This is a genomic window from Kineococcus siccus, from assembly GCF_009906795.1.
Classification (GTDB): domain Bacteria; phylum Actinomycetota; class Actinomycetes; order Actinomycetales; family Kineococcaceae; genus Kineococcus; species Kineococcus siccus.
This window is the reverse complement of record NZ_JAAALN010000293.1, coordinates 1-4,099: the sequence shown is the minus strand read 5'-3', so window position 1 is coordinate 4,099 and position 4,099 is coordinate 1. Positions and strand designations below refer to the sequence as shown.

General features: G+C 69.4%; 3 protein-coding genes. 1 reads left to right on the top strand and 2 read right to left on the bottom strand.

The genetic code is table 11. From position 1 onward, the window contains the following. Window positions 1-1,185 precede the first annotated feature (1,185 nt). A complete protein-coding gene (locus GTR02_RS20300) occupies window positions 1,186-2,391 on the bottom strand; it encodes a Gfo/Idh/MocA family oxidoreductase (protein ID WP_166609293.1) in 1,206 nt (401 codons plus the stop codon). Window positions 2,392-3,164: 773 nt separating this feature from the next. Between GTR02_RS20300 and GTR02_RS20295 the strand changes: the two genes are divergently transcribed. Then, on the top strand, window positions 3,165-3,551 hold the full coding sequence (locus GTR02_RS20295) for a hypothetical protein (RefSeq protein ID WP_205709707.1): 387 nt from the start codon (window positions 3,165-3,167) through the stop codon (window positions 3,549-3,551). Between the two features lie 100 nt (window positions 3,552-3,651). Here GTR02_RS20295 and GTR02_RS20290 read toward each other — a convergent pair whose 3' ends face one another. Next, window positions 3,652-3,876 (bottom strand): hypothetical protein, encoded by a 225-nt coding sequence (locus GTR02_RS20290; protein ID WP_166609291.1) that lies wholly within the window; start codon window positions 3,874-3,876, stop codon window positions 3,652-3,654. Window positions 3,877-4,099 lie beyond the last annotated feature (223 nt).

The following is a 4,099-nucleotide window of genomic DNA, read 5'->3' as shown; positions in this document are numbered from 1 at the left end:
CCGCGATCCGCGCGGTCGTGGACACCCCGCTCCCCTCCCCCGGCGGGTCCTAACGATCTTCGACTAGGACAGGTTGGATGAGACAAGTAGGCCGCCAGACGTCGCACGCGACCTGTCCCACCGCAGGTCAGGCCATGCGGCTCTGACAGAGCGGATGAGAACGGACACCCCACCTCCTGCAGGCACTCGCCGGGGCGTCGCGGGACGAGCCTCGAACGACGGGCGCCCCCTGTCGTCGCGCAGGATCAGCACCGCTACCTGGCCCGCTGTCGTCGTGCCGGCGTGTGAGTGCTGCTATCACCTGCGGCTCTGGCGCCGTTGGCCTCGCGACTGGGCGTCCCCGTCGTCGACGCGGCTACCGTCGCCGCCACCCTGGCCTGCTGTCCACCGTCCAGGGTGCTTTGCCCGCGCTGATCGCTGTCGCTGCCCCAGCCGAGGCGCTGCCTCTGCGAGTGGATCCCGAGGTGGTCACGGTGATCTCTCGTGGTGCCGCTCCCCCGCGTCCTGGCGGCGACGACCCGGGCTCGGCGCTCATGGCGGTTGCTGATGGTGTGACCCCGGCTGGTAGTGGTGCCGAGCTGGCGGCAGTCACGACGCGGCCGGATCCACCGACGACAGGTCCGACGATTGCCGTCGTCGCGGATGGCAGTCAGCTGTAGCGGTGGTTCTTCTCGGGGTGTGCCGCCTCGCGGGAGCACGCCCGGCCGTTCATGGACTTGTGCCCGCACCGCTCACCCTCGGGTGCGACCGGAGCAGCTCCTGCGGCTCGGCCCGGCTGTGACGCACGAGCGGCCGGGGCCACTGACGTCTCCGCGGCCGCCGCTGCGCGACGGCCGCTGTTGCGGGCGTAGTTGGCCTCGCGCATCGCCCGCTGGGCGTCGAGCTTGCTCATCGTCGGATCACACCGCAGAGCCTACGACGCGGTACCGACACCAGCGTTCCGGCAGGAAGAACCGCGTGAGGCCGAGGTGGGTGGTGTTCCCGTCGGGGCGCCCCGGGGACGGTCTGCCCACGCCGCCGCGGCCGCCGGCATCGCCATCGACTGGAGGTGCCGCCACGACGGCTCTGAGTGCAGCGCGACGGGCAACGTCCGCGCCGACGGACGAGATGTCCCGCGCTGCATGTCCGACCCACCACCGACCACCCACGCGGACGCCCGCACGCCGAGGTGCGAGGTGGCGCTGATCAGACCGGGTCGCCGAAGTCTGGGATGGGAAGCCGTGCGCCGTCTTGCTTGGCGGACTCGTTGGCGATGATCCCCGGGAGGGTGAACCGGGCCGCGACCCACGCGTTGACCGGCGGGTGGACGCGGTCACGCACCGCCACGACGAAGTCATCGGCCAGGAAGTGGTGCGCCCCCTCGTGGCCGTTGGGCGCCCCCTCGTACTCCTTCGGCAGCCGGCTGCGGTCGTGCACCTTCGCGGTACCGGATCGGAAGCTGCTCAGCAGCGCAGGGTCGATGTCGCTCAGGTCCTCGGGGACGTCGGAGTGCTCACCGGCCCGCAGCTCGTCGCTGATGTCGAGGGTCTTGCCCTTGTGGTAGTCCTCTCCCTCGCTCTTGACCGTGACGACCGTGCTGGTGACGGACTGCTCCATGACCTGCTCGGTGCCGTAGAAGCGGAACCGCGACTCGGGACCGTTCCAGTACCCGACCCGACGGAACTCGTTGGTCCGCATCACCCCTCCGTCAGCGAGTTCGAAGAGCGCCGACATGTTGGAGTAGTCGTTGTCCCAGCGCGAGACCGCCTTGTCGAAGACACCGTCGCCTCGGGTGTCGGTGATGCCCGTGCAGCTGACGCTCACGGCGTAGGTCGGCCAAGCCCCCAGCACCCCACCGACGGCGTGGGTCGGGTAGAGCATGGGCGGGTAGCTGGCCGTCTCCTTCCAGTCTTCGCCGCCGCTGTACTGGTAGGCGGCGTAGAACCCGTTGTCCATGTCGTGGACGTAGTCGCCCTCACCGTAGAACACCCGGCCGAACTCACCGGTCGCGATGTGCTCGCGGGCCCAGACGGTCGCGGGGTTGTAGTAGCTCGTCTCGCCCATCATGTAGACGAGCCCCGTCTCGCGCACCGCGGCCACGATGGCCTCGACGTCGTCGACCGTGGTCGCCATCGGCACAGCGGAGTAGACGTGCTTGCCGGCGGCCAGCGCCTGGCGGACCAGCGGACCGTGCGACCAGCGCTGCGTCATGATGGCGACGGCGTCGACGTCGGAGGCCAAGGCGTCCTCGAAGCTGTCGAAGGACCCAGCGAGGCCGTGGGTCTCGACGTGCTGCTGCGCACGTTCGGGGACGACGTCGGTGACCCACACCTCCTCGACGTCGGGGTGCAGCTGCCACAGGGCGATGAAGCTCCGGGCGAACTGGCCGGTGCCGATGACAGCGATCTTCACGAAGGACTCCCTGTGAGCTGCAGGCGCGAACTGTGGACCCCCAGCATGATCCTCAGCGACGCCGTCGGCGACACGGAGCGCCCGGTCCTCCGGCCGACTCGACGCACTGCACGGTCATGGACCGCTCAGTGCGCGATCATGGGCGGGTCGCTACGCCCTCGCATGTTGAAGAGCGGACGTGCTCGTCCTGCCACGATCCACTACCTCGGCTGGATGACATGGGTCGTCGTGGGCGTGCCGGTCGTCTGCCTCCTGCTGATCTCCTGGCGCTGGGTGCTCGGCGGCGACTCGACCGCTCGGCTGACCAGGACGTCGGGGAACGCGCACGGGCCGCACGTGAGCTCAGCCGACAGATCGAGAACGGTCGGACATGCGGCCACCGGTGACCCGCCGCTGAGGTGACCTCAGTTGCGCGGTCGTGTCGCTGACCAGGCCGTCATCGACCATGCGGTCCTGCTCGACGTGTGGGTGACCGCACTGCACCCGCGCCGCACACCTTCCCTCCCTGAGGGATGGCGCGGCCCGACGTGAAGTACGTCGGTCGCAGCAGCGGCGATGTCAGCCGCCCCAGCCCCCGACCCACGGTGTCGACCGGGCACCGGTACGACGCTCGTGACGCTCGATCCGCAACGATGCGAGGTGCGTCAGCACCGCGAACACGACCAGGAGAACGACACCGATGACCACGATGCACCACCTCGGGTTGGGGACCTGGTCATCACCAAGCTACCGCTACAGCCACCATCACGGGATGCATCCGCTCTTGCGAAACGATGCACCCCGGCCTGGCGGTCAGCCGTGACGGACCGCGCGGTCTTGCCGAGAAGCGGATGATCATCCGGTGCTGCCTGAGCTGGCTGACCTGCCAAGCTCCTGCCCAGGACTCGATGTCCGTGCTGCTGGGTCTCACTGCCGCCTACCGACGCAGCCGCGAGAACGCAGGGCGCTACCTGCCCTCCACCGTTCGCCGCTTCGACCGCTGCACCGGGACCATGGTGACGACCAAGACCTGGTGGGCGCTGTCACTGGCGGCGGTGGCGTTCACTGCCGCGGGCGCGTGGTGGGGGCGCGTCGCCGGCGGCTACGGCGGCTTCCTGTCGCTGCTGGAGACCTGGGTACCCGACGTGCTGGGCGCGGTGATGCACCCAGCCGTCGTCTGACCGCGTCGGTCGACGCCGACCTGCGCATGCTCTGAGCGACACCGCCCCGTGAGGACGCCGGTCAGCAAGAGCGTCGACTCACGAGGGACGAAGGTGTCGGTCAGAGGGACGGCGGCAGGTTGGACGTGGCGCGGTAGCCGGCGTCGCGACCGGTGTCGATCTGACGACCAATCTCCTGCGCGACCCGAGCCCGCTCCGCGACGTCGGAGCGTGCAGGAGCCTCCGCACGACTCGCGCGGTCGAGGCCGCTGCGCAGCCCCCAACGCCAGTGAGTCAGGACACCCACGAGGACCACCAAGACCGCGACGATCACGAAGAGCACCATGAACCAACGCTAGACCACCAACGTCCTCACAGCTCTAGAAGCCAGCTCACCGCTACGGCCAGCCGACTGCTGAGGCAGCTTCCCTCCCCTCGCAGCACGCACCGCATCGGCCACCAGGCGCGACACCGCTGCTGAAGTTCACCATGATCACCTACCGGTCAGGCCGCTGGTCGCGTGAAGGCCGACGGCGGCCGGCGACGTCCGCCCCTACCATCGTCAAGGT